Raw genomic sequence first — 23794 nt, 5'->3', positions numbered from 1 at the left:
AATATGTCGAGGCGGCAAAAACTTTGCCGCCTACTTTAATTCCGTATATAAATATTCAACCGAATGAAATGCATATATTTTCTTCATCAGTGTCCCATTTTCAAAAATAAGTAAACACGGTACACTTTCTATCCCATACTCTTTCGCTAAATGCGGGGCATAATTTAAATCTAACATTCCAATTTTCAAATCTTCAATCGTCATCTCGACGACCGTTAACATCTTCTTTGCTAATTGGCATGTTCCACACATTGGTGTATACACATATAACACTGTTTTTTCTTCATTTCCTATTAGGGCTGTAGCTTCGGCACCTGTCCAATCAATCACTTCTATCATTCCTTACCGTAAATATTCTGTATAAACGTCAATGTCAGCTCCCCATAACACATTTGCTAAATGTGAAGAAGGTGCAGTCGCCACCTCGCGATACGAGCGATCAATATAAATATGCTCTGCTTGCGGAAATTCTTTTCGGAATTGTTTCCTTAACTTTTCTCCTGCATCATCAGCATCCACTAGCACATATACGTCCTTATCAAAAAATTGATCAATGAGCTCATCCATTTTCGACAAACCAATTGTACCATTTGTACAAACAATTTCCACTGGTTCACGAATAATAGATTCAATCTTTCTTCTATCCGATTTACCTTCTACAATAATGACTTTTTCCACATAAATCATATGTCATCACCCGATCACCATATACTATACAACCTTTAACTTAGTATATAGTATATTCGTTATTTTCATGTTGTTTCCTGTTTATTTTTGCAAAAGAAAAGCGGAAGCGGATCGCTCAGAACAAGAGGGCATTGGAACTCCTGAACTAGAGGCGCCTTTTGCCTCAAGTGAAGGAGTGAAATGACCGACTGTTCTAGCCGCTGGAGCTGGATCATAACGAAAAGCGGAACCGACTGTTTAGCCCTGTTGGCTAAGGTTCTTTCGCACAAAAAACACATGAAATCTTACCGAAGAGAAGTTATTCCCCTAATAGCTGATTCATTTATATGTGATTTAAAACTTATTATGTACATAAAATAAAAAAGGACAGCACAAAGGCTGTCCTTTTTCTTCGACTATAATTAGTCTTGGTTTGTCATTTCTGCATATTTTTCTGCAGTTAATAACTTCTCAACTTGGCTTGCATCAGAAAGTTCAACTTTAACCATCCATGCACCCTCGTATGGAGATTCGTTAACTAGTTCTGGTTGGTCACTTAATTCTTCGTTTACTGCTACAACTTTACCACTTACAGGTGCGTATAATTCAGAAACTGTTTTAACAGATTCTACGCTTCCGAATGGCTCGTCAGCTTGAATTGTTGCACCTACTTCAGGAAGTTCAACGAATACGATATCGCCTAACTCACCTTGCGCAAAATGAGTAATACCGATAACAACCGCATTACCTTCTGTTTTTACCCATTCGTGTTCTTCAGAGTAACGTAAATTATTTGGAATGCTCATGACTGTACCTCCAGTGAATGTATTAATTATGTAAAAATACCTTATTGGTACTTTTTCCACACACTTTCAAACTGCTCTTCGTTAAAACCAAGTGTTACACTCGTTCCATCTGTTACAATTGGACGTTTAATTAACATGCCATCAGATGCTAAAAGCTCGTACATTTCGTCTTCGCTTGCATCCTTTAACTTATCTTTTAAACCAAGTTCGCGGTAACGCATACCACTTGTATTAAAGAATTTTTTTAATGGTAATTCACTTTTCTCATGTAAATTACGTAAATCTTCTTTTGACGGTGGATTTTCAACAATATGAATCATCTCATATGCTACATCGTTTGCCTCAAACCATTTCTTTGCTTTTTGACATGTGCCACACTTTGGATATGAATAAAATGTTACTGTCATAAATTCACCTACTTTTTTACTAACCTTTACCTTTATCATATAGAAAACATTTTATTATTTCAAACGATTATTCGCTAAACTTTTACTTATTTCGTGATAATTTTTAATAATCCTGCTAATTTTTCTTATTTTTCCGCCATTTATTAAGAAAAAATAAATATATAATTTTTTTAAAAGTTTTTTCTCATCCCACGCCGAACATATATCTTAAACAAACGTTTGATTAATTTCATATTTTTCTACCTCAGCCTTTGGAATACGTAGATTCTTTCATACCGAACAAATACCTTAAACAAACGTTTGATTAATTTCGTGTTTTTCTACATCCACCGTTGAAAAACATGATTTTTCCCATACCAAACATACCTCTTAAACAAACGTTTGATTAATTTCATGTTTTTCTATATCACCGTTGAAAAACATGATTTTCTATACCGAACATATCTCTTAAACAAACGTTTATTTAAAAAATAAGAAGCCCTTTTACAGGCTCCTTCATCATCGACTTAAATAATCCGAAATGGTTTGAAATACTACTATATACATATTATGAATATTTTGATTGGAAACCGTATCATTATATAATCCTATACCCCAATATTGTCCTTCGGGTCTTCCCATATTCACAAAACCTTGCGTATACATCATTGCCCTATCCCTTGGAGCATTGTCAAAATCTAAATCTTTTTCAGTAAAAATCAAATACGGTCTATCTTGTAAACCAATAAAAAACACCGGCTTCTTTAACGATAAAAATAAGTCCGTATACTGTTCCTTTGATGCTTCTTGAAAATATTCTTTCATGACGAGAAAACCATCAACTTTTGCTGATTTCTCCCGCATCTCTTCTAACTTCACTTTTTCAAACTTTATATTTCTAAATGTATCTTTCGGCTTTTCACCAACAACTCCAATGACGAGTGCTCTCCCGTTATATTCTAAATTCTCTCCTTCTTTATCCTTTGCACACCCAGTACTCACTAGGCATAACAATATAAAAACTAAGAAATAAAGTGAACGCTTCATATAGCACCCTCCCCCTCTTTTAAGTCAAGTGACAAAAATGTAAGGTGAATTCAAGAAAATGTAAGTAAAATCGATAGCCCAATTGGATTTTCTATATTATAATCAATTGAATTTATTTACATTACTAAAACATAGGAGATTATCATGAAAAAATTTAAACTTTCATCTCTTCTTCCGTTAAGTTATATACTTCTACTCGTACTCGTAAGTCCCCTTTACGATGTATTAAATAAATCTACTGTTCACGCAGTAGATGTCACAACTGTAGTAGATGATTGGATTCCATTTGTGAAAGCATTTATTATTCCTTACTTACTTTGGTTTCCATACTTATACGGTGCACTTATTTATTACTGTTTTGCTGATCGAAAGCAATATTATGTCACTTTAAGTAGTGTAATTCTTGGAAAACTTGCTTGTTTTTCGATTTATTTTTTTTGGCAGACAACTGTACCACGCCCAACCGTCGTTGGAACAGATGTATTTTCCGAACTAGTCCGCTATATTTATAGTATTGATCATCCAGTAAACTGCTTCCCAAGCATTCATGTCCTTACGACATTTGTAATTATGTTAGCTGCCTTTAAGCGTAGAGAACAGCATACTTTGGAATATTACATCCTTACTTTCTTCGGTACGCTTATTATTTTATCAACATTATTTACGAAGCAGCATGCCTTTGTAGATGCAGTTTCTGGAATGACGCTCGCAAGTGTACTATACTTCGGTGTCCAGCTCTTATTAGCAAAAGAAACAGTGACAGTTCCAGTAAAACAAAATCATAAAATGTAAAAAAGCAGACTGTGGCTTCTTCAGTCTGCTTTTCTCTATATTAAGGAGATTTTCAAATTAAGATTGCGGTACAGTCATATCACCAGAATGAATACGACCTGCTTTTTTAAGAGCAATGTAAAGTATATAAGAAACAGCTACTGGGATGATAATATAAGTGATTATCATCGCTGGGACAACCTCCCACCCTTGGCTGGAAATTAAATTAATTGGTGCGATAAGGGAGCTTAATCCAAGACCTGCAATTTCTTTTCCTGCTTCCAGTTGGAAAATTAATGCTGATACTGGGCCCACTATAGCACTGGCGACGACAGTTGGGACGAGAATCATTGGATTTTTAGTAATGTTCGGCAACTGTACTTTTGGAGTACAAAGTGCCTGAGCTAATATGCCACCTAAATTATTTTCTTTCGCTGAAATAACAGAGAATCCGATAAATTGAGCAACACATCCTGCAAGTGCTGCACCGCCTGCAACACCATCTAAGCTAAGTGCTATCGCTAAAGCAGCTGATGAAGCTGGAGAGATAAGTAATAGTCCCCAAACTACAGCAATCACGATAGAAGCGATAAATGGGCTACCAGCTGAACTATCTTTAATGAATGCTCCAACTGTATTTAAAACTGGGCTAATATTTTGAGCTAACCAAATACCGACTAAACCAGAACCTAATATTGCTGCAAATGGAACGAGCATCATATCTAAAGCAGTTTTTCCACTTAATCGTTTACCAATATAAACTGCTAAAGTCGCTGTTAATAATGCACCAATTGGTTCGCCTGTTTTAATGATGAGACCAGCTTCAGTAATTGAAATTGAACCAGCTCCAATTGCTCCAGCTACCATCGCTGAGAAAATTACAAGTCCGTTTGCACCGAGCATAAAAGCAATCCCGGCTCCAATTGCTGGTGCCATAAGTGATTTTGCAACAACTCCGATTGTAATAAGTAACGGGATATCAACAATTCTTCCTATATTTTCGATCAGTAAACCAATTCCAAGGGATACGAAAATACCCTGTGCGATTCCGGCAGAAGCTTTAAACATACGAGACATTATATATTCCTTCATTTGTTTCACCTTCTCCTATAATTTAGTAACCAATTGTTTTCATATAATCGCGTAAAACATCGTTTGATTTTGCAAAGCGGCTTTCTTCATCTTCTAATAAGTTCAGTTCTACCACTTCTCTTATACCGTCTCTAGTAATAATTGCTGGTACTCCTGTACAAATATCGTATTCGCCATATTCACCATCTAAAATGGCTGAAACAGCGATAACACGGTGATCATCATTGAAGATTGAGCGAGCAATATACGCTAGAGAATTTCCAATTCCGTAATAAGTAGTTCCTTTACGTTTATAAATTTCCCATCCAGCTTTTGCAGTCTTCTCAACAATTTCATCTAAATCTATTTCACCAAAGCATTCTTTTTGTTCCTCTAAAATTTGCAGAATTGGTTTTCCACCAACAGTTACATGAGACCAAGCAACCATTTGAGAATCACCATGTTCTCCTAATGAATACCCATGAATACTACGAGGGTCTACATGTAACATTTCAGATAAAATTGTTCTTAAGCGAGAAGAATCTAGTGATGTACCTGTACCAATCACACGATTTCTAGGTAATCCAGATAGCTTCCACACTTGATATGTAATAATGTCAACTGGGTTCGATGCGAGTAAGAAAATGCCATCAAATCCACTTTCCATTACGCCGCCAACAACACTTTCCATAATCTTAGCGCTTGCTCCTAAAGTGTCTAAACGACTTTGTCCAGGCTTCGGCGCTGGTCCTGCTGTAATAATGACAATGTCCATATCTTTGCAGTCTTCATAACTTCCTGCATATACTTTTGTTCTTGTATTTGTAAAGTTAATGCAGTGCGATAAATCCATCGCTTCTCCAACTGCACGTTCATGATTTATATCAATTAACAATAGCTCTTCGCAGATTCCTTGATTCACAATGGAATACGCACAGCTTGATCCAACTAATCCAGTACCGATAATTGCAATTTTTCTTGTATTTCTTTTCATAGCAATCTCTCCTAATTGATCATATAATCTATTTCTTTTGTTCTTTACACTCTTCATTATAGAGATTCCCACGATAGAAACCATGGATACTTTGTGAAACATTGAACAAACTTTTGTCCTTTTTGTGAATTGTTATATTCAATTTTCGTCATATTTGTTACAACTGGAAAAATATTTATTACATATTTATTGACATGTACAAAACAAAAAAACGAGCGACTTCATTCGCTCGTTTTTCAGCACACTATTCCGCACTTAATTGACTTTTTAATTGTTGCACAATCATCGGATTAGCCGGTGCTGCTGGCTTATAATAACTTTTTTGCTTTGCGTATTCATACATATTACGTTGACGCATTTCATCTTGATTACGAATTTGAATTAACGTTTGATGTAACTGTTCATTATCAGACTGAGAAATATAATTTGCATAACTTGTTAAACTTGAATTTAACCCTGCTAAATAATCGTTTACCATATCTTTTTCATTCATTTCTCTCTTCCTCCTATCCTAAAAAAGTCATTAATTGCTGTTTCGTATTTCGTGCATCTTGTGCATCCTTTTGCAGCATTTGTTTCAGTTGTGGATCTGTACAAGCCTGTGCATACTGGTCCAATTTGTTAATGATTGTCGCATGTCCACCAATTAAATGACGTAAGTTTTCCACTTCAAGCTCTGTTAAATTTTGCATAGATCATACCTGCCTTTCTTTGTTCATTCGTCATTAGTATTTGGTTCTTTTTGGATTGTATGCGTTAACTTTTCCTACTTATAAACAAAATAAAAGATGAATAGCTAGGCCATTCATCTTTCATGCTAAATATTCGTTCAATTTTATAAAGAGGCAATCATACTTATACTCACAAGTAAGTTCCATGCAATATGTAAAATGATACTAGGTACAATAGATTGCGTCTTCTTATATAACATAGCAAATACAATCCCCATCATCATTGCTGTAATCGGATAACCATCATGAAGAATCCCAAAAATGAAGGAAGAACCCATGATACCAATTAGAAAATTATATTTTTTTCCAAAAACCGATATAAAATACCTCGAAATAAAATTTCTTCTATAACTGGTGTAATTATATCGGTACTTAAAATATATATAACACTTTGAATTATGCCATTTTGAAGAGGTATGTTTCCTAATTGTTCTTGTTGTTTCTCTGGGCTTTCAAAACTAAACACATCAAACATTAAATATTGTGATAAACAAATGATAATAACATCAATTAATAGATACAAGTATGTCTTCCCATTCTTCAAAACAGATATATCCCAAATGTTCTTAATAAAATGAAGCACTGGTTTATAAGCAAATGAAACAATAGTAACAACAGCTGCCTCAAATAGGGTTAAATAATAAACCTCTAAATTATTACGTATTGCTTCTTCTCCATAAATCCCAAGAGCTAAAAAAAGGAATAATCCCCCTATTAATAGGAACCCAAAAATACTTGCTATCATTACTAATAAATTTTTATATGTTAAATTGTCCGTTCTCTCTTCTACGCTATAAGCTTCTAATACTGTTTTACTCATACTATTCCTCCACTTGTTTTAATTCATTTTTATCTATAATTATTAATATGAATATATAAATAACATAACGAAAAATAAAATAAGAATAATATGCAATTTTACATATTGTGAAAACCCTGCATTCTATAGTTTTAGAATTCAAATTACTATATAATAATTATTAAATAAAAACTCCGAAAACTCATAACATCCTAGTTATCAAATCAATCACCTAAATTAAAAGTAGCACCTTTACAAAAATTCTTTCTATTTGTTATTACACCATCTTGCTTATTCACCATGACACTCGCATCATATAAAACTTTTTAATTGAAGGAGAGATAAACATGAAAACACATGACTTCCTTACAGAAATCCAGAAAAGCTCTGAGCCTAATCCATATCACGATCCTATCGTATTTATTTTCTTTGGCTTTTTCTTAGCTATATATACCTTTTTAAAGCCTGCAAAATAATATCATTTAGGAGTAGCACCACATTACCGTCAAGCTACCGAAACTGGTTACCCCCAAAACGAAAAAAATGAGTCGAATTCTTATAAACAATTAGAGAAAGAAAATTTTTTAGTTTTGGGAATACCTTAGACTCTTGGCTTGATGGATATGCATAGTACCTCTTTTAGTGAAAAATGTACCTCTACGGCCTAGTTTTACACATTTCTCGGCTGAACTGCAAAAAAAGAAAAAAGGATGCCCTGTTATGGAAATCCTTTCTAGTTTTAAGCCCGAGGGCTTGTATTTAGTTTACTGTGGTAGAGTGAATTTAAACCCTTATGAAATCTTTATCTTGTAGTCTAAAAACAAGTATTCTGAAGTGTGTTCAACATATCCTTTATTTAATCGATTCACTTTCCATAAATCCCCTTAATGATTTGGGTACGTTTCTTTCAAAAAACTTACAGATTGTTTAATTAGCTCTTTTAGAACATTAATATCAATGTCTGCTATTTTATTAATGTATATACACGATTTTCCAGACGTGTATTTTCCAAAGTTTTTTAATAGTTCTTCACGCCTAGGATCACCCTCTGTAAAATACAAACTAATTTTAGCTTTTCTAGGAGAAAACCCTACTAATGGGGCATCTCCTTCATGACCGGATGCATATTTATAATGGTATGTACCAAATCCGATAATACTTGGCCCCCACAGCTTTGCTGTATATCCTGTTGTTTCAGTAAATATATCTAATAATTGATATGCATTTTCTCGCTTTTTAAGACTTTCAACACTTTCAATAAACTCAATTACACTATTGTTAGTTTCTGTTGTTTTGAGTTTGTACATATTAGAGGCACTCCTTTTTAGATATGGATTTTATCACATACATAATTATAATACAGCCGACACTATACATATCCATCAAGTTACGATAAGTTTGTATCCATATAATGAAAAAACGCTATTCTTTTTGTGGAAATATGCAGAAATAATGGTGTTTTTTTACTTAAAGACACTTAGTACTCTAAAATTGATGGGTATGGGGCGCCAAGAACCCTCTAAATTATTAGAGGGTTCTTTTTACTAAAACTACAATATGAGTTACTAATCCATTCTTCACTTCTTTATTGCTAAATTCCCCTCCGCTTCTTCAATCGCTCGTTGCATATGTAGCAAAGGATCTTTAATCATCTTCCCATGCCCTGTCGCCAATATAGTCGGCTTATATTCCAGCAATTTCTGAGCGCTTGTTAACGCCATATTCGCATCCCAAGTCCCGAACACCGGAAACGGAAAAAGCCACTTCAATTGCCCCGCAACCGCCACCCCGCCTCTCGTTTGAAACGCATCTCCAACAATGAGTGCATCATTTCTCGTATCTAAAAACGCCATTGATCCTGGTGTATGACCTGGAGTCTCAATCGCTACAAGAGAACCAATTCTATCTCCCTCCTGCAACAGAAAATCTGGAGTAGTCTGTATCTTTCTTGACACCCCCACTTTTATTGGCGTGTTTCTTTCTCCCTTTTGCAGTGACAAATCTCCTTCAAGTAAACGAGCATCTCTTTCAGAAATATAGACCGAAACATTCGGGAGTTCTTGTTTTATAGCATCAAGTGCTCCTACATGATCATCATGTGCATGTGTAATAACAATATTCGTAATTGGTTTCCCTATTTTTCGAGCCGATTCTAAAATCTTCTTTGCACAAAATGGTAAAGCTGCATCAATTAAAGTTAATCCTGTTTCTTCTTCGACAAAGTAACAGTTAATTGGACATAGACGCGGTAAAAATGCGATTTGATGAACTGTTCCTACTCTTATTAACTGCATCTCCTTTACCTCCATTAAAAAAACCGTTTACAAATACATATGTTCAACAGCCCTTTTCAAGAATCCACCAACAAAAAACCAGTAGCCATAAGGCTACTGGTTCCCTCTCATCTATTAAACTGTGTAACGCTCATCTTCTAAAATTTTCGCAGCAATTTCACGTTTCTTCGGAATTACGTTAAGTGGTGTGTGGCGAGTTAATTTACGTAATGATGATAACATCATACGTAGCATGTCGCCGTTTTCAACTGCGATAAGTGTTTCTTTCGCATCTGCTTCAATTTCGTTGAATGCTTCTTGGCAGAATACTTCAGTGTATAACACTTTTTGTTTATTCTTTTCAAGGCCAGTTGTTTTAATTGCTTTTTCTGTACGAAGAACAGCTGATTCCATTGCGTATAGGTTGCTTACAATGTCAGCGATATTCACAAGAATTTCTTGCTCTTTATCTAATGCTTTACCGTATTTTTGAGCTGCTAATCCAGCTACCATTAATCCGATTTTCTTCGCGTTCTTTACTAAATATTTTTGAAGTGCTAATGGCTCATCGCCTACTTCTTCTGGCATCATCATCATTAACTCTTCTTGTAATTTTTGTGCTTTTTGTAGTAATGGTAATTCACCTTTCATCGCTTTACGTAAGAACGTACCTGGTACGATTAGGCGGTTGATTTCGTTCGTTCCTTCGAAAATACGGTTAATACGCGAATCGCGGTACATTCTTTCAATCTCGTACTCTGCCATAAATCCGTAACCACCGTGAATTTGAACACCTTCATCTACTGTATAATCTAACACTTCAGAACCGAATACTTTATTTAAAGAGCACTCGATTGCATATTCAGCGATAGAAGCTGCTACTGCTTTACCGTCTTTTACTTCTTCTTCAGATAATGTGCTCATGCGGCTTTCGAATAAACCTACTGTACGATATACAGAGCTTTCAGCTGCATATGTTTTCGCTGCCATATTCGCAAGTTTCTCTTGAATTAATGGGAAGCGAGCGATTGGTTGTTTGAACTGTTGACGTTGATTTGCATATTGTGCTGAAATTTCTACTGCACGTTTCGCAGATCCAACTGTACCAACACCTAATTTATAACGGCCGATATTTAAAATGTTGAACGCGATAATATGGCCTTTACCAATTTCACCAAGTAGATTTTCTTTCGGTACTAATGCATCCTCTAAAATTAACGTACGAGTTGAAGAACATTTAATACCCATTTTCTTTTCTTCTGGGCTTGTAGATACACCAGCGTATTCTTTCTCTACGATAAATGCTGAGAAGTGCTCGCCATCTATTTTTGCGTATACGATAAATACGTCAGCGAATGCAGAGTTTGTAATCCATTGTTTTTCACCATTTAATACGTAATGCGTACCTTCTGCATTTAAACGTGCAGTTGTTTTTGCACCTAATGCATCAGATCCTGAACCTGGCTCAGTTAATGCATATGCAGCTAATTTTTCACCAGTTGCAAGTAGTGGTAAATATTTTTTCTTTTGCTCTTCGTTACCGAATAATACGATTGGTAAAGATCCGATACCAACGTGAGCACCGTGAGTGATTGCAAAACCACCAGCGCGCGAGAATTTCTCTGCGATTAACGCTGAGCTTACTTTATCAAGACCAATTCCGCCGTACTCTTCTGGTACGTCAGCACCTAATAAACCAAGTTCACCAGCTTCTTTTAAAAGACGCACAGAACGATCAAACTCGTGTTGCTCTAAATATTCAAGCTCCGGAAGAACTTCATTTACGATAAAGTCCTCTGTCGTTTTTGCAATCATTTTATGCTCAGATGAAAAATCTTCTGGCGTAAACACTTGATCAATCGTAATCTCATCTACTAAAAAGCTACCGCCTTTAACCGCACTTCCTACTGTTTTTTCCATGAAAATTTCCTCCTTTATATTTTCATAAGCCGCTTTTCTCATTTTGAAAGAAGCTGGCTCTCACGTTTATTTTTTATAAAGTGAAACTTTAATCAGTGGGGGTTTTGTTCCTTCCCACTGATTATTAGTTGAACCAATCGGGCGTTTACGGGCAGTTGATCTCCCACCTAACTTCTTTGCTCCAGCCGAATTTCGAGGTGGGAGTTTTACTGCCCGTTAATGCGGGATAACCCTTTGTTGCTTCCATTCTTTGCTTTAGCGTCCTCTTGTTCTAAGCGAGCCACCTGCACTTTTTTTATAATCTAGTTCCAGCGGCTAGAATGTTCGGTGGCTTCACTTCTTCCTACGAGGCAAAAAGCGCCTCTACGTCTGAAGCTCCATCCCCCTCACATTCTGAACGAGCCGCTTCCACTTTTTTTATAGTAATTCAAATACTCCCGCTGCTCCCATTCCGCCGCCGATACACATTGTTACGATACCGAATTGTTGGTTGCGGCGTTTCATTTCGTGAATAAGGGATAGTGTTAGTTTTGCTCCTGTACAGCCAAGTGGATGTCCAAGTGCGATTGCACCGCCGTTTACGTTTACTTTTTCTTCATCTAAACCAAGTTCACGAATAACTTGGATAGATTGAGAAGCGAACGCTTCATTTAGTTCGAATAGGCCGATATCAGATAGCTCTAAACCAGCTAATTTTAACGCTTTCGGAATTGCAGCGATTGGGCCGATTCCCATTACTTCTGGTGGTACACCAGCTACTGCGAATGAACGGAATTTTGCAAGTGGCTTCATGCCATCGCTCACTGCTTTTTCACGATCCATTAATAGTACAGATGCTGCACCGTCACTCATTTGTGAAGAGTTACCAGCCGTTACAGAACCGCGAACGTTAAATGCTGGACGTAATTTACCTAAAATGTCTAGCGTCGTCTCTGCTCTTACACCTTCGTCTTGTGCGAAAATGATTGTTTCTTCTTGCAGTTTGTTATTTGATCCAACAGTACGTAATGTTACATCTACAGATACTGTTTCATCAGCAAAGTTCCCTGCAGCTAATGCTTTTGCAGCACGTTGATGACTTCTTACCGCGAATGCATCTTGCTCTTCACGAGAAATTCCATATTTCACAGCAACTTGCTCTGCTGTATGTCCCATACCCATATAATATTCTGGAGCCGCTTCTACAAGGCGACTATTCGGACGAACAACGTGTCCCATCATCGGAACTAAACTCATTGATTCCGCTCCGCCTGATAATACAGCTTCAGAGTGACCAAGCATAATGCGTTCTGCTCCGTAAGCGATACTTTGTAAACCTGAAGAACAGTAACGGTTAATTGTAATAGCTGGAACATCGTAAGAAAGTCCTGCTAGCCCGCCGATATTACGAGCCATATTCAAACCTTGCTCTGCTTCTGGCATCGCACAACCGAAAATTAAATCATCAATTGGTCCTTCATAATTCGCACGCTTTAACGTTTCCTTTACTACTAACGCCCCTAGATCGTCAGGACGAACTGTTTTTAATGAACCCCTCTTTGCTTTTCCAATTGGTGTTCTTGCTCCCGCAACAATGACAGCTTCTCTCATGAACGATATCTCCCCTCGTTATTAGTTACGTAATGGCTTTCCTTTTACAAGCATGTGCTGCATTCTTGCTTGTGATTTCATCTCACTTACTAAGCTAATAAATGCTTCACGTTCTACATCTAATAAATACTGCTCATCAACTTCTGTTCCGTACGGCACTTTTCCGCCCGCAATGACATATGCAAGTTTCTTCGCAATGTGAAGATCATGCTCAGAAATGTAACCTGATAAATGCATTGCTTCTGCACCAAGTACAAGCGTTGCATATCCTGTCTCACCAACAACTGGTATCTTTTTGCGGATAGGCGCTTTATAACCCGCTTCATATAAAGCAAGTGCTTTTTGTTTCGCATCATATAGTAAGTGATCACCATTCACACTAATACCGTCTTTATCGCCTAAGAAGTTGTTCGATACAGCTTCTTGTGCTGATGTAGAAACTTTCGCCATCGCTACAGATTCGAATACTTTATTCGCAACTTTTTGTAAGTCGAATTCTACACCGTTTGCCATCTTGTTTAAGTGTTTAATGTATAGCTCTTTGTTACCCCCTCCGCCAGGGATTAGACCAACACCTACTTCTACTAAGCCCATATATGTTTCGCTAGAAGCTTGAATGCTCGCTGCTGGTAAACAAACTTCTGTACCGCCGCCAAGTGTCATACCATATGGCGCTGCTACAACTGGCTTAGAAGAATACTTAATTTTCGTCATTGCATCTTGGAAGTTTTTCACAACCCACTCAATTTCAAAGTAGTTGTCATCTTGTGCTTCCATTAAGATCATTGCAAGGTTCGCACCGACGCAGAAGTTCTTCGATTGGTTTCCGATAACAAGACCTTTATAATTTTTCTCTACTTCATCAACAGCGTAGTTAATCATTTGCGTAATATCCATACCGATTGCATTGCTCTTCGAATGGAATTCTAAGCAAAGGATGCCGTCGCCTAAATCAATTAAGCTCGCTCCGCTATTTTTCTTTAACACACCGTTTTTCGCTTTTAATTGCTTAAGCGAAATTGCTTTTTTGTTACGTTCGATTAGCTTATATTCACCGTTATCGTAATAGTAGCTATCGCCATTATCATGTTTATAGAAAGTAGCAAAACCTTTCTCTACCATTTCTTTCACCCAAGCAGGTACATTTACGCCGTTTTCTTCCATCTTTTGAACGGATTTTTCAACGCCAATTGCATCCCAAATTTCAAATGGACCTTGCTCCCAGCCGAAGCCCCATTTCATCGCTTGGTCAATTGCAACGATATCGTCAGCAATTTCTTTATGAAGTTTTGCAGAGTATAAAAGAGTTGGTGTGATAATATTCCATAACAACTCTCCTGCGCGATCTTTCGCGTATACAAGCGCTTTCAATTTATTCGCTAATCCTTTTTCTTGCTTACTTAGCTCTACGGATGCAGCTTTTAATTTTTTACGCGCTTCATATTCCATCGTTTCTGGATTTAATTCTAAAATTTCTTTTCCTTGTTTTAAGAAGAAGCCTTGCCCCGTTTTACTTCCAAGCCATTTTTTATCAAGCATGTCATGCATGAAAGCAGGTACTTTAAATACATCACGCTCTTCTTCTTGTACATTTTCATATACGTTATTTGCAACGTGTACAAATGTATCTAAACCAACAACATCTAATGTGCGGAACGTTGCGCTCTTCGGACGACCAATTAATGGACCTGTTACAGAGTCAACTTCTCCAATGCTATAGCCACGCTTAATCATTTCTTGAAGCGTTACAAGCAAGCCATACGTACCGATGCGGTTTCCAATAAAGTTTGTTGTGTCTTTTGCGATAACAACGCCTTTTCCAAGAACGTCTTCGCCAAATAGTTTCATGAAGCTTAATACTTGTGGATCAGTTTCTTTCGTCGGTATTACCTCTAGAAGTTTTAAATATCGTGGTGGGTTAAAAAAGTGTGTGCCTAAGAAGTGTTTCTGGAAGTCGTCTGAACGACCTTCTGCCATTTTTTCAACGGAAATTCCTGATGTATTTGAGCTCACAATCGAGCCAGGTTTACGGACCGCATCTACTTTTTCAAATAGTGTCTTTTTAACATCTAAGTTTTCAACTACTACTTCAATAATCCAATCTACATCAACAAGACGCTCAAGATCATCTTCTAAGTTTCCTGCTTCAATCAGTGCTAGATTACCTTTCACTGTCAGAGGAGCTGGTTTTTGCTTTACTAGTTTTTGCAAAGCCGTGTTACTAAAACGATTTCTCACACTTTTATGTTCTAATGTAAGTCCCTTCGCTTCTTCTTCTTTCGTAAGCGCCGGTGGTACAATATCAAGCAATAATGTCGGAATACCAATATTAGCTAAGTGTGCCGCAATTCCTGAACCCATTACGCCTGAACCTAGAACAGCAGCCTTTTTAATTTGGAACATCCATTTCTCCCCCTATTCTTGAATGAATGCTCATTCAATTTTTCGACATAAGTCGCAATCAATGAGTGAGCCTCTACTAATAAATATATGATACAGTTTGAATTTTCGCAATATATTTATTGATAAAATTTTCTGAAATAAATATATTTCTTTCATTTGGCTATGCTATACATGTGTATTTTCTTCATTAAAATGCACTTTCCCTTTTTATAATCTGACGAAACTGGAGGAATATATATGGCAAAACTTAAGAAGAACCCTTCAAAAGCTGGAATTAGCGCAGCAAGCGTAACTGGAAATGCAGGTCCGCATAATCACGGTGTTGAAAAAGGGCGTCAAGGTAATAACCAACAATATAAGAAGCATAATATGGGCGAAAAATAACGCTATATTTTTGGGCAGAGAACGTGGCATAATGATTAATGGCTGCTTTTTCTGCCCAATTTATTTGTACATATGGAAAACAAAAGAGGGAACGACGATGAAACGAACAATAATTATGATTGTAATGATTGCCACACTATTTACAGGGATGATTTTCTTCTCTTATGCACAACGGCAACAAGTTGTAAGAGTAGATCAACCTAACATTACTGGTCAATATGGGATTACAATCGATGCAGACACAGGGAAAATTTTGTATGGAAAACGTGAAGATGAACGCTCTTATCCGGCTAGTATAGCCAAAATGATGACGACTCTTCTCTTACTAGAGAATGTAAAAGAAGATGAGGAAATTACGATTACGGAAAATGCGATTAAAACGGAAAGTCAAAGTAAGAAGATTAAGCTTCACGCGGGTGAAAAATTAAAACGTGATGAGGCATTAAAGCTTATGCTGATCATTAGTGCAGACCCAATCGCTGAATCAATTGCAGAACATATTGCAGGATCAAAAGAAGGGTTTGTTAAAATGATGAATGCTAGAGCGAAAGAACTTGGTACAAAACATGCAACTTTCAAAAACGCAAGCGGTGCTGATGCACTTGGAAATAAAGTATCACCTTATGACATTGCTATTATTACGAAAGAAGCCTTGAAGTATCCGATCGTTTTAGAATATATGAATTCAATACATACAACACTACATACTTCAGAGCGCTCTCCAAAAATTGCAAACTATGGACGAGAAGAACTATATGACGATCCATATGCGATTGGAAGTAAAAGCGGTTTATCAGCACTCGGAAAATATACAGTTGTAACAGTTGATGAAAAAGACGGTAAACGTATCATTAACGTCGTATTATCTTCTACTCGTACACAACTATATCCTGATACGAAGAAAATGGCGCACTATGCATTTCAGCAATTAAAATAACCAAGGAGAAATTTCTCCTTGGTTATTTTTTGATCATACCTTTTAATACGAACGCAACGTTCGCTGGACGCTCTGCTAGACGGCGCATGAAGTAACCATACCAGTCGTTTCCATACGGTACGTAAACACGCATTTTATAGCCTTCTTTTACTAGCTCAAGTTGACGCTCTGTACGAATACCAAATAACATTTGGAATTCAAATTGATCCCTTGAAATATTGTGTTCTTCGGCAAGTTTTTTTGTATATTCAATAATCGCTTCGTCATGTGAAGCAATTGCAGTATAATTTCCATTTAATAAGTGCATTTTAATAATTTTTTTATAATTGTCATCTACATCTTTCTTGTCTGGGAACGCTACTTCTTCAGGTTCCTTATAAGCCCCTTTTACAAGACGTAAATTAGGATTATAAGCATTTAAATCTTCAATATCTTTTTCTGTACGATATAAATAAGCTTGAATAACAGTACCAATATTATCGTATTCAGATTTTAATTGTTTAAAGATATCAATTGTTTTCCCGCAGCGCGTATAGTCTTCCATATCAATTGTAATAAACACACCATTTTCTTTTGCAGCTTCTAAAATACGGCGCATATTGTTCATTACGATTTCGTCAGAGATATCTAATCCCATAGAAGTCATCTTTAAAGAAAGCTGCGAATCAAGACCTTCTCTTCCAATTGCACGAATCGCTTCAATCGATTCGCTAGCCATTTCATTTGCTTCCGCTTCATTATCAACGAATTCACCTAAATAATCGATTGTTACACAAAGACCTTGCTTATTTAATGCTTTAATTGCAGCTGTCGCTAATTCAATCGTCTCCCCTGCGACGAATCGACCTGCACCAAAGCGTAAACCGTACTTTTTAGCCAGTTTTGTTAGCGCTTTATTTTTAGACAAGAAAAGAAACGAATTTCGCATTAATTGTTCCATGTAATTCACCCCTAAGACTATACTTTATCTGTTTTTTACCCCTCTTCAAAATTATATCACTGTTTAAAATTATTTGATACAAATAATTATTTAGATAATTTATAAAATACTATCAAAACATTTAAAACCCTATATTCTCGCTTGTAAATATGAAGAAATATTTTTCGACATTTAGAAAAAAGGAGTTTACTAGGGAAAAAATGAGCATGCCGAAAATATTCGACATGCTCACAAAACCATTTATATTTCATCTAAATTATATGAGGATATTAATAACAAAAACTTGAGGTAACATTATCTCAAGCCTTCTTACTTCTCATTTCGCTTCTCATCATTCAGCTTTTTAATATTCGTAATTAACTGTACCATCTCTTCTTTTGCATCTGGATACGTCTCATTCCAATGTTTCACTAAAGCTGGCATCGTCTTAGCTATATAAGAATAAAGTGCCCATTTCTGTACCTGCTCTTTTCGCTCTTCATTACTTTCTCCTAGCAATAATTCTGTATATTTCTCTAATAATCCATCAAATTGCTCATTAAACTTTTCACTCATCTTATTTTCCTCCTATATGAAAAAAGCAGCGAAGATCGCTGCTTTTTCTTATAATTTTGATCGAACAGAGTTTAATTTCTTCTCCATCGTACTTACTTTATCACGGCGATCATCGATACGAATTGTTGTCGCAACACGCTGTGCACCTTTCGTATATGGAACTTCATGCATTTGTTGAATGACTTCTAAAATGACAGGAAGATCTCCTTCAATAACTGTATTCATCGGTGTTAATTGATACTTCACGCGATCAGCATTTTTCTCTAGCACCTTTTGTACTTCTGCCACATATTCACTAACACTTGGATTACCTGTTCCTACCGGAATAATCGATACGTCAACAATTGCCATAGTAACACTTACCTCCTATAATCGCTTCTTATATATCCATTGTCTATTTTACCTAAATCCTCATCACTTTACTAATCTGTTTTCTTCTACTTTAAACTGCTCAACCAATCTCTCTAAGTCCTGCATATTCTCTGTCACACTTTCCATCGTATGAGCTACTTTTTCTAAATGATTCACTTGTGACTCAGTTGCTGCATTTACCTCTTCAGAAACAGCCGCACTCTCTTGACTCGTGCTAGCAATTGTTTGCATAACTTCTGTAATTTCTTCTTGCTCGTGACCTATGTTATTTACCTCTTCTACAATTTTTTCAACTGAGGTACTAATAGTATTTACAACTGACATAATTGTGCGAAATTCTGTCTCCGCCTCTGCCGTAACTTTATTTTGTATATCCGCAATGTCTTTCAATTTACTTACAACTTCTACAACTCGTTTTACTTCTAACTGCACACCACTAATCATTATTGCAATCTCACCCGTTGCCTCTTTTGATTGTTCAGCTAATTTTCGAACCTCTTCCGCAACAACAGAGAAGCCCTTACCTTGCTCACCTGCACGTGCTGCTTCAATTGAAGCATTTAAAGCCAGTAAATTCGTTTGATCCGAAAGACCTTTTATAAGTTCTACCACATTTCGAATCAATCCAACCCTTTGCTCTAACTTACCGGATGCTTCTTCCGTATGAACAACGATAGAAGATGATTGTTCTCTTGTACGAACTAAATTTCGCATCGTATTGAGTCCCTGCTTAGATGCTTCTTCCGCCTTGCCAGTCACTCCCTTTATTTCACCAACGGAACTATTCATTTCTTCCATCGACTGCACCATATTTTCAAGTTGCGCTGAAACCTCCTCTACACTATTAGCAAGAGTAGACGCGCCTCCGCTCACATCATCCATTGCACCTGAAACTTCTCTACTAGCTGCTACAGTTTCATTCGTTAAATAATGCAGATTGTGAGTCGATTGCTGTACTGTCGATACACTATTTTTAATTTTACTTACCATTTCATTCATTTGCTCAACCATATCATTAAAGTGAGTCGTAAGCGTACCAACCTCATCTTTACTTGTCACCTTCATTTGCAACGTTAAATCACCTTCCGCTACTTTTTGAACGTGATTTGTTAATAGTTGTAATGGTCTTGCTAATCTTCTTGAGAATACATATGAAGCTAATATTCCAATTAATAAACTTATACATGCCATTATAATAACTGTATTTCTTGTTTCTATTAGTAAGTTATCAATGGACTCTTTCGGATATACAATCCCGATTTTCCATTTCATCTTATCAAACAATTGACTATAGGCTACTACATCTTTTCCACCTAATGTCGCCGCCGCAAATTTCGTTTCATCTTTATTTAAACTTTTAACAAGTGGTTCTTTCGAAACATCTTTTCCTACTTTCTCCGGGTACACAATGGCAATATTTTTATCATTTATGATAAACATTTCTCCGCCATTATTATATTGAATATTATGGAGTAGCTTTTGAATCGTCCCTAGTGATACATCCATTGCTACAACACCTAACACAGAACCATCTTGTCCGACAATGGCTTTTGAAACTCCAATACTTAACTTACCCGTCGCGATTTCATATTGTGGTTGTCCCCAAATAATCGATTTTGTATCTACTTCTGACGCTTTATACCAAGGACGACTTGTTGGATCATATCCTTCCGATACTTTGCCTCCTTCAGCAAGATTTGCACTCAACGTTTTTTTATCTTTCGTCCCTATGTAGACATCTAAAATATCAGGATGATTCTTTTTAAACCTTGAAAATTCCTTTAAAATAAAACTCTCCTCTTCTGGGGTAACCCCATCTTGTAGCATGTTTTGAATATCATCATGAGTTCCATAATGACCCATATCTTCTTCAATTCGCTGCATAAATGCAGTTAACTGCTCTGTCACAAGATCCATCGTATTTTCAGAATACTGGTCTAAGGAGTGCGTTTCTTTCTCTTTTTGCAATTGATACACAGCTGTACCTAATATTACAAACATCATAGAAATAAGCACCGAAAATACTACTGCAATTTTTAAACGTAAACTTCTCAACATCGTCCCTCAAGCATCCCCTTCTCGATGAAATTTAATCCTATTAATCACTATATTAAGTATAATAGATAAATCAGAAAGCTCAATCCATATAGTTTAAAAACTTGAAATTTATTCTCATTTCAATCAACCTACTTGTTATCTCAACACTTGTGTAAAAACAAATAGTTCATTATCCTTAACATATAATCTCATTCGTTCGGAGGGAACTATGCTACAAAAATTCGGTTTCTCACAATATGAAAGCCAGGCCTATGAAGTTGTCGTATCAAGCAATGAACCATTAGATGCAACAACTATCGTTAAACATTCAGGTGTTCCAAAAGCAAAAATATACGAAGTGTTAGCACGACTAATTGATAAAGGGATGGTAATGGATTCTGTTTCTGAAAAGAAAAAATTGTATACCGCATTACCACTCAAGCTAGCAATTGAAAAGTTAACGACAGAATTCCAATCTAATATTAAAGAACTTGAAAATAATATTTCTAAAAAGTCATTTACAGATGACCGCGTTTGGAGTTTAAAAATGCAGTCTTCTATTAAAGTACAAAGTAGGCAACTTGTAGAAGATGCGAAAGAATCCATACGCATCTCCGCATGGAACGATACCCTTTTAGAATATCTTCCTTTACTAGAAGAAAAAGCAAAACAGGGTGTCCAGATCGAGTCCCTCATAGTTGGAAAAGTAAAAACAGATTTAGAAAACATGCATTTTCTAATCCCAACTGAAGAACCTAACGCATTAGAGCGTTACTTACTACTCATCGTTGACGATCGTGAAATTTTATTTGCTGGTGTAGAGCAAGAATCATGGCAAGCGATGAAAACAATGTCACAACCTTTCGTGAAGTTCTTTACGGAGTTCTTCTATCATGACGTTGCACTTGCGAAGATTACAGAGAAGCACCATGATCTCTTTATGCAGGATGAGGAAATTAAGGAATTGTTGATGAAGTTGAGGTATTAACAAATCCCAAAATCGATTCTACCATTTGAATAGATAATATAATTTTCCATACAAAAAAAGCTGTACCAAACGGAGTTTTACATACTCATTTGGTACAGCTCTTTTTTATCCCGCTATTTGTGGGCAGTAAAACTCCCACCTCAATTTTTCTACATTTCTTTTCTATTTTTCAACCTTAACACATATGCACCAGCAATAATAAAACCAATCCCTAGAATAAATAAGAGCGCAAACTCTTTCGTACCACCTGTCATTGGTAAACGAACTTCATCCTTAGCAGGCTTTTCTATTGCCTTCACATCATCTATAGAAGGTTTTACTTCTCCACTCGGTGTTTGAGGCTGATCCGGTTTAGGAGTTGTAGAGGGTTTCTCTTCTTTCCTATTCTTTACAGTATGCTTAATAATTTCTCCATTCTCTTTTATTTCAAATGAGAATGTCTCTTCATTAATTACATATCCATTCGGCGCTATTGTTTCTTTATATGTGTACTTTCCGTATGGTAGTTTAAATTTCGCTACACCTTTTTCATCCGTTTTCCCTTTTACTACTTCTTTCCCTTGCTCGTTATAAATTGTAAACTCTGCATTTGGTAATTTCGTATTTCCATCGGCTACATCTACTTTTGTTATTTCTAGTTCACCTTCTATTTTTTTATCTTGAACGATATGTTTAATAATTTCTCCATTCTCTTTTATTTCGAATGCGAATGTCTCCCCATTAATTACATATCCATTCGGTGCTATTGTTTCTTTATACGTGTACTTTCCGTATGGCAGTTTGAATTTCGCTACACCTTGCTCATTCGTTTTTCCTTTTACTACTTCTTTCCCTTGCTCGTTATAAATTGTAAACTCTGCATTTGGTAATTTCGTATTTCCATCGGCTACATCTACTTTTGTTATTTCTAGTTCACCTTTTATATTTTCATTTTTCAATTCTAATACAGCTGTTTCACCAGTTTTCACCTCAATTTTTTTAACAGCATTGTCTAACACATATCCAGCCGGCGCTTGAATTTCTTTCACGCTATATATACCGATAGAAAGATTTCCTAACTCCGCAATCCCCTTATCATTTGTAGTAACATTTTGTTTAAAGTTTTCATTAGAAACTTCAAACACAGCCCCTTTTAATACTTCCTTCTGCCCTCCTAATTTCATAATCCTTAAAGATCCTACCGATTCCCAGTTTACGATTAAATCTGTACTGATTTTCTCACTATTTCTTTGTAACAATACCGTTGTGTTTTGAATTTTTTCCGAGCCTTTAAAAGCTATTGCTTGTAAATTTGTTAAAGTAGATTTCACTTTCATTTTAAAATTCCCACTAATCGTATCTTTCGGAATTAAAATTTTGAATTTTTCATTAATTGATAATGTACTTTTCTCTTCTCCTCTTTCATTTACAATTCTAATACCTTTAGGAGCATTTTCAGGAAGAATTGTATAGGAACCAGACACTGCATTTGTTTGAATTGCATAAAACCCTGTTTCTAAATAATCACCTTTTTGCATTGCAGTTTGTGGATCTATAGAATTAACTTTAAAAAATACATCTTGTGATCCAGTTTCTTTTTTTGAAGCCTCTACTAAACGCTTCATAAGATTATGTACTTGTTCATTTTTTGCAACTAAATCTTCTTCAGTTAATTCATTTGATGCAATCCATACTGCTAATTGTGTAGCATAATGCGCTTCTTCCACTGTCGCTACACCTAATTCAGATGGGCTTTTTTTGGGATATCCATTAAGTAAAACACGGTATACAGCATCAGATGTTTTTCCAATATCAGGTAAATCTTCTCCATTAGGAGAACGTAAATCAGGCGTTAAACAATACGCAATACTACCCGAGGCAGTTTTAATTATTTCGGTCTTTATGTCACGATCTTTTGCTTTACTATAACTCCAATCCATTTCATACTTTTCTCTGTTCATTACTTCTGCTTTTGCTTGTGGTACTACAATTCCTAATAAAACAATAAGAGCACTAAAAAAACTAAACCATTTTCCGATTACCTTTCGTTTCACTCTCTCCACCACCATATATAAATTTCTACATGAAGCAATCTTACTGTTTCATTGTACTTATAGTAAAAAAAAGAGAATAGGTGGTTTTTTT

24 protein-coding genes and 2 pseudogenes are annotated in these 23794 nt (G+C 36.1%); 5 read left to right on the top strand and 21 right to left on the bottom strand.

Annotated elements, in window-relative coordinates:
- Window positions 1–30 precede the first annotated feature (30 nt).
- The 5 genes from MR071_RS01115 to MR071_RS01095 all read right to left on the bottom strand — a co-directional run bounded on the left by MR071_RS01115 (window position 31) and on the right by MR071_RS01095 (window position 2905).
- Window positions 31–339: a thioredoxin family protein gene (locus MR071_RS01115; protein WP_002015940.1), complete on the bottom strand. Its 309-nt coding sequence runs from the start codon at window positions 337–339 to the stop codon at window positions 31–33.
- A 3-nt stretch (window positions 340–342) separates the two neighbouring features.
- Complete coding sequence (locus MR071_RS01110; RefSeq protein WP_000640865.1) at window positions 343–687, bottom strand: toprim domain-containing protein; 345 nt, start codon at window positions 685–687, stop codon at window positions 343–345.
- Between the two features lie 401 nt (window positions 688–1088).
- Complete coding sequence (gene gcvH, locus MR071_RS01105) at window positions 1089–1472, bottom strand: glycine cleavage system protein GcvH (RefSeq protein WP_000026895.1); 384 nt, start codon at window positions 1470–1472, stop codon at window positions 1089–1091.
- Between the two features lie 41 nt (window positions 1473–1513).
- Window positions 1514–1879, bottom strand: coding sequence for an arsenate reductase family protein (locus MR071_RS01100; RefSeq protein WP_002129756.1), 366 nt, complete (start codon window positions 1877–1879; stop codon window positions 1514–1516).
- A 498-nt stretch (window positions 1880–2377) separates the two neighbouring features.
- Window positions 2378–2905 carry a hypothetical protein gene (locus MR071_RS01095; protein ID WP_105585514.1) on the bottom strand — a complete coding sequence of 176 codons (528 nt, stop codon included), beginning with the start codon at window positions 2903–2905 and terminating at the stop codon, window positions 2378–2380.
- A 144-nt stretch (window positions 2906–3049) separates the two neighbouring features.
- Between MR071_RS01095 and MR071_RS01090 the strand changes: the two genes are divergently transcribed.
- Window positions 3050–3697, top strand: a complete 648-nt coding sequence (locus tag MR071_RS01090; RefSeq protein WP_105585515.1) for a phosphatase PAP2 family protein — start codon at window positions 3050–3052, stop codon at window positions 3695–3697.
- 57 nt (window positions 3698–3754) lie between these two features.
- Here the strand turns inward: MR071_RS01090 and MR071_RS01085 are convergent, their stop codons facing one another.
- The 5 genes and pseudogenes from MR071_RS01085 to MR071_RS01065 form a co-directional block, all read right to left on the bottom strand.
- A complete protein-coding gene (locus MR071_RS01085; RefSeq protein ID WP_105585516.1) occupies window positions 3755–4768 on the bottom strand; it encodes a PTS sugar transporter subunit IIC in 1014 nt (337 codons plus the stop codon).
- 22 nt (window positions 4769–4790) lie between these two features.
- Window positions 4791–5741, bottom strand: a complete 951-nt coding sequence (locus MR071_RS01080) for an L-lactate dehydrogenase (protein WP_242234667.1) — start codon at window positions 5739–5741, stop codon at window positions 4791–4793.
- Window positions 5742–5985: 244 nt separating this feature from the next.
- A complete protein-coding gene (locus tag MR071_RS01075; RefSeq protein ID WP_002015950.1) occupies window positions 5986–6234 on the bottom strand; it encodes a spore coat protein in 249 nt (82 codons plus the stop codon).
- A 13-nt stretch (window positions 6235–6247) separates the two neighbouring features.
- The gene (locus MR071_RS01070) at window positions 6248–6433 is read right to left on the bottom strand and encodes a hypothetical protein (protein ID WP_001180550.1); all 186 of its coding nucleotides are present in this window, start codon (window positions 6431–6433) and stop codon (window positions 6248–6250) included.
- A 143-nt stretch (window positions 6434–6576) separates the two neighbouring features.
- Window positions 6577–7292: pseudogene (locus tag MR071_RS01065) on the bottom strand (lysostaphin resistance A-like protein).
- 326 nt (window positions 7293–7618) lie between these two features.
- Here MR071_RS01065 and MR071_RS25445 point away from each other — a divergent pair.
- A complete protein-coding gene (locus MR071_RS25445) occupies window positions 7619–7747 on the top strand; it encodes a hypothetical protein (protein WP_255832848.1) in 129 nt (42 codons plus the stop codon).
- A gap of 408 nt (window positions 7748–8155) precedes the next feature.
- Here the strand turns inward: MR071_RS25445 and MR071_RS01060 are convergent, their stop codons facing one another.
- The 5 genes from MR071_RS01060 to MR071_RS01040 form a co-directional block, all read right to left on the bottom strand.
- Window positions 8156–8578 (bottom strand): DUF1801 domain-containing protein, encoded by a 423-nt coding sequence (locus MR071_RS01060; RefSeq protein WP_105585519.1) that lies wholly within the window; start codon window positions 8576–8578, stop codon window positions 8156–8158.
- Window positions 8579–8848: 270 nt separating this feature from the next.
- Window positions 8849–9565: an MBL fold metallo-hydrolase gene (locus tag MR071_RS01055; RefSeq protein ID WP_105585520.1), complete on the bottom strand. Its 717-nt coding sequence runs from the start codon at window positions 9563–9565 to the stop codon at window positions 8849–8851.
- Between the two features lie 114 nt (window positions 9566–9679).
- The gene (locus MR071_RS01050; RefSeq protein WP_105585521.1) at window positions 9680–11464 is read right to left on the bottom strand and encodes an acyl-CoA dehydrogenase family protein; all 1785 of its coding nucleotides are present in this window, start codon (window positions 11462–11464) and stop codon (window positions 9680–9682) included.
- 417 nt (window positions 11465–11881) lie between these two features.
- Window positions 11882–13054 (bottom strand): acetyl-CoA C-acetyltransferase, encoded by a 1173-nt coding sequence (locus tag MR071_RS01045; RefSeq protein ID WP_001206343.1) that lies wholly within the window; start codon window positions 13052–13054, stop codon window positions 11882–11884.
- A gap of 21 nt (window positions 13055–13075) precedes the next feature.
- Window positions 13076–15457 (bottom strand): 3-hydroxyacyl-CoA dehydrogenase/enoyl-CoA hydratase family protein, encoded by a 2382-nt coding sequence (locus tag MR071_RS01040; RefSeq protein WP_242234665.1) that lies wholly within the window; start codon window positions 15455–15457, stop codon window positions 13076–13078.
- A gap of 237 nt (window positions 15458–15694) precedes the next feature.
- Between MR071_RS01040 and MR071_RS01035 the strand changes: the two genes are divergently transcribed.
- Together MR071_RS01035 and MR071_RS01030 are read left to right on the top strand one after the other, a co-directional pair.
- Window positions 15695–15841, top strand: a complete 147-nt coding sequence (locus tag MR071_RS01035) for a YuzL family protein (protein WP_001096344.1) — start codon at window positions 15695–15697, stop codon at window positions 15839–15841.
- 97 nt (window positions 15842–15938) lie between these two features.
- Complete coding sequence (locus MR071_RS01030; RefSeq protein WP_242234663.1) at window positions 15939–16778, top strand: D-alanyl-D-alanine carboxypeptidase family protein; 840 nt, start codon at window positions 15939–15941, stop codon at window positions 16776–16778.
- 22 nt (window positions 16779–16800) lie between these two features.
- On the opposite strand, the gene MR071_RS01025 is transcribed toward MR071_RS01030, so the two are convergent.
- The 5 genes and pseudogenes from MR071_RS01025 to MR071_RS25710 form a co-directional block, all read right to left on the bottom strand.
- Window positions 16801–17718, bottom strand: a complete 918-nt coding sequence (locus MR071_RS01025) for a proline dehydrogenase family protein (protein ID WP_105585524.1) — start codon at window positions 17716–17718, stop codon at window positions 16801–16803.
- A 309-nt stretch (window positions 17719–18027) separates the two neighbouring features.
- Entirely contained in the window at window positions 18028–18273 is a 246-nt protein-coding gene (locus tag MR071_RS01020) for a YusU family protein (protein WP_002145027.1), read from the bottom strand.
- Window positions 18274–18321: 48 nt separating this feature from the next.
- Entirely contained in the window at window positions 18322–18624 is a 303-nt protein-coding gene (locus MR071_RS01015; RefSeq protein WP_001018862.1) for an MTH1187 family thiamine-binding protein, read from the bottom strand.
- A 63-nt stretch (window positions 18625–18687) separates the two neighbouring features.
- Window positions 18688–19527: a methyl-accepting chemotaxis protein gene (locus tag MR071_RS25715; protein ID WP_375337507.1), complete on the bottom strand. Its 840-nt coding sequence runs from the start codon at window positions 19525–19527 to the stop codon at window positions 18688–18690.
- 123 nt (window positions 19528–19650) lie between these two features.
- Window positions 19651–20646 (bottom strand): annotated as a pseudogene (locus MR071_RS25710) (cache domain-containing protein); the annotation flags it as partial.
- 265 nt (window positions 20647–20911) lie between these two features.
- Here MR071_RS25710 and MR071_RS01005 point away from each other — a divergent pair.
- On the top strand, window positions 20912–21670 hold the full coding sequence (locus tag MR071_RS01005; protein ID WP_105585526.1) for a TrmB family transcriptional regulator: 759 nt from the start codon (window positions 20912–20914) through the stop codon (window positions 21668–21670).
- A gap of 149 nt (window positions 21671–21819) precedes the next feature.
- On the opposite strand, the gene MR071_RS01000 is transcribed toward MR071_RS01005, so the two are convergent.
- The gene (locus MR071_RS01000; protein WP_242234659.1) at window positions 21820–23718 is read right to left on the bottom strand and encodes a thioester domain-containing protein; all 1899 of its coding nucleotides are present in this window, start codon (window positions 23716–23718) and stop codon (window positions 21820–21822) included.
- Window positions 23719–23794: the final 76 nt, after the last annotated feature.

It is taken from the genome of Bacillus cereus group sp. BfR-BA-01316, from assembly GCF_022664195.1.
Taxonomy (GTDB): Bacteria; Bacillota; Bacilli; order Bacillales; family Bacillaceae_G; genus Bacillus_A.
Note: the sequence above shows the minus strand (reverse complement) of the source record. Positions and strands in the feature narration are given on the sequence as shown.

Coding starts and splice junctions, on each gene's coding strand:
- MR071_RS01115 (WP_002015940.1), bottom strand. CDS start 339: ATGATAGAAGTGATTGATTGGACAGGTGCCGAAGCTACAGCCCTAATA.
- MR071_RS01110 (WP_000640865.1), bottom strand. CDS start 687: ATGATTTATGTGGAAAAAGTCATTATTGTAGAAGGTAAATCGGATAGA.
- gcvH (WP_000026895.1), bottom strand. CDS start 1,472: ATGAGCATTCCAAATAATTTACGTTACTCTGAAGAACACGAATGGGTA.
- MR071_RS01100 (WP_002129756.1), bottom strand. CDS start 1,879: ATGACAGTAACATTTTATTCATATCCAAAGTGTGGCACATGTCAAAAA.
- MR071_RS01095 (WP_105585514.1), bottom strand. CDS start 2,905: ATGAAGCGTTCACTTTATTTCTTAGTTTTTATATTGTTATGCCTAGTG.
- MR071_RS01090 (WP_105585515.1), top strand. CDS start 3,050: ATGAAAAAATTTAAACTTTCATCTCTTCTTCCGTTAAGTTATATACTT.
- MR071_RS01085 (WP_105585516.1), bottom strand. CDS start 4,768: ATGAAGGAATATATAATGTCTCGTATGTTTAAAGCTTCTGCCGGAATC.
- MR071_RS01080 (WP_242234667.1), bottom strand. CDS start 5,741: ATGAAAAGAAATACAAGAAAAATTGCAATTATCGGTACTGGATTAGTT.
- MR071_RS01075 (WP_002015950.1), bottom strand. CDS start 6,234: ATGAATGAAAAAGATATGGTAAACGATTATTTAGCAGGGTTAAATTCA.
- MR071_RS01070 (WP_001180550.1), bottom strand. CDS start 6,433: ATGCAAAATTTAACAGAGCTTGAAGTGGAAAACTTACGTCATTTAATT.
- MR071_RS25445 (WP_255832848.1), top strand. CDS start 7,619: ATGAAAACACATGACTTCCTTACAGAAATCCAGAAAAGCTCTGAGCCT.
- MR071_RS01060 (WP_105585519.1), bottom strand. CDS start 8,578: ATGTACAAACTCAAAACAACAGAAACTAACAATAGTGTAATTGAGTTT.
- MR071_RS01055 (WP_105585520.1), bottom strand. CDS start 9,565: ATGCAGTTAATAAGAGTAGGAACAGTTCATCAAATCGCATTTTTACCG.
- MR071_RS01050 (WP_105585521.1), bottom strand. CDS start 11,464: ATGGAAAAAACAGTAGGAAGTGCGGTTAAAGGCGGTAGCTTTTTAGTA.
- MR071_RS01045 (WP_001206343.1), bottom strand. CDS start 13,054: ATGAGAGAAGCTGTCATTGTTGCGGGAGCAAGAACACCAATTGGAAAA.
- MR071_RS01040 (WP_242234665.1), bottom strand. CDS start 15,457: ATGTTCCAAATTAAAAAGGCTGCTGTTCTAGGTTCAGGCGTAATGGGT.
- MR071_RS01035 (WP_001096344.1), top strand. CDS start 15,695: ATGGCAAAACTTAAGAAGAACCCTTCAAAAGCTGGAATTAGCGCAGCA.
- MR071_RS01030 (WP_242234663.1), top strand. CDS start 15,939: ATGAAACGAACAATAATTATGATTGTAATGATTGCCACACTATTTACA.
- MR071_RS01025 (WP_105585524.1), bottom strand. CDS start 17,718: ATGGAACAATTAATGCGAAATTCGTTTCTTTTCTTGTCTAAAAATAAA.
- MR071_RS01020 (WP_002145027.1), bottom strand. CDS start 18,273: ATGAGTGAAAAGTTTAATGAGCAATTTGATGGATTATTAGAGAAATAT.
- MR071_RS01015 (WP_001018862.1), bottom strand. CDS start 18,624: ATGGCAATTGTTGACGTATCGATTATTCCGGTAGGAACAGGTAATCCA.
- MR071_RS25715 (WP_375337507.1), bottom strand. CDS start 19,527: ATGGATGATGTGAGCGGAGGCGCGTCTACTCTTGCTAATAGTGTAGAG.
- MR071_RS01005 (WP_105585526.1), top strand. CDS start 20,912: ATGCTACAAAAATTCGGTTTCTCACAATATGAAAGCCAGGCCTATGAA.
- MR071_RS01000 (WP_242234659.1), bottom strand. CDS start 23,718: ATGGTGGTGGAGAGAGTGAAACGAAAGGTAATCGGAAAATGGTTTAGT.